At 59.6% G+C, this 1,070-nt stretch carries 1 protein-coding gene and 1 pseudogene; one reads left to right on the forward strand and one right to left on the reverse strand.

Annotated features, from left to right (window positions below):
* Window positions 1-245 precede the first annotated feature (245 nt).
* Window positions 246-920 carry an isoprenylcysteine carboxylmethyltransferase family protein gene (locus tag ENZ75_RS32665; RefSeq protein ID WP_013531970.1) on the forward strand — a complete coding sequence of 225 codons (675 nt, stop codon included), beginning with the start codon at window positions 246-248 and terminating at the stop codon, window positions 918-920.
* Between the two features lie 7 nt (window positions 921-927).
* On the opposite strand, the pseudogene ENZ75_RS35480 reads toward ENZ75_RS32665, so the two are convergent.
* Window positions 928-1,070 (reverse strand): annotated as a pseudogene (locus tag ENZ75_RS35480) (CoA ester lyase); the annotation flags it as partial.

Genomic DNA, 1,070 nt, shown 5'->3' on the forward strand with positions numbered 1-1,070 from the left:
TGGCGCAAATCAGCACCATGGGCAAAAATGTACCATAGCTGAGATCACCGAGTCAAGAAAAAATTCCTATCGTGGAAGGCTGCCCGGCAAAAAGCCGCCAACACAACCGACTGCCGCAAGCCTTTTGTTAAGCTGGAGTTCGGAGCCTCGGGTCGAAGGTTCGCTTGAACTATAGACCAGTGGTCTGTATGGTAGACCAATGGTCTAAAATACCAATCATCAGCGGATATCAAGGCAGGTCGATCATGATCGCGAAATTGGTTCTTCAGACATTCGTCTGGTTCGTCGCCATGGGCGCCTTGCTCTTCCTGTCGGCCGGCACGCTGCATTGGCCGGGGGCCTGGGTCTATCTGGTGGGGATGGTGGGCCTCAGTCTCACCTTGGGCGTGGCGCTGGCGAGGCGCGATCCCGGTCTGATGAATGAGCGGCTGAGCTCTCCCATCCAGAAGAATCAGGACGCGGCCGACAAGGTGCTGCTGTCCATACTTCTGCTCGCCATCTTTGGTTCTCAGATATTCATGGGATTCGACGTGCGTTTCGGCTGGTCGGCGGTTCCCGTCTGGGTGCAGGTGGTCGGCGCACTGGTCCTGCTGCTCGGAATCTGGATCTGCTATCTGACGATGCTGGAGAACAGTTTTGCGGCGCCCGTGGTCAAGATCCAGGACGAACGCGGACAACGTGTGATCTCCACCGGGCCTTACAGCTACGTCCGCCATCCTATGTATGCCGGCGCCATCCTCTTCTTCGCCGGCACGGCACTTCTGCTTGGTTCCTGGTGGGGGCTGGCGTCGGTGCTCGTGCTCGTCGTTCTCTTGGCCATCCGCACCTTCATCGAAGAGAAAACGCTTCGCGCCGGTCTGCGCGGCTATGACGACTATGTGGCCCGGGTCCGTTACCGCCTGATTCCATTGGTTTGGTAGCAGGCGCTCAGGCGGAAACACCTGCCGCCTTCGCCCGCGCCAGAAGCCGCTCGGCCAGCCGCAGGTGCGGGCGGTCGAACATCTTGCCGTCGATAGCGACGACGCCGGGGCTTCCCGCTGCCGCGAACGCAGCAACGATTGCCGCCGATT

The organism is Mesorhizobium sp. M7A.F.Ca.CA.002.04.1.1, from assembly GCF_004022805.1.
Lineage (GTDB): Bacteria > Pseudomonadota > Alphaproteobacteria > Rhizobiales > Rhizobiaceae > Mesorhizobium > Mesorhizobium ciceri.

What these genes read in the sequence shown, in the direction of transcription:
- ENZ75_RS32665 (WP_013531970.1), top strand. Translation starts at nt 246, where the DNA reads ATGATCGCGAAATTGGTTCTTCAGACATTCGTCTGGTTCGTCGCCATG.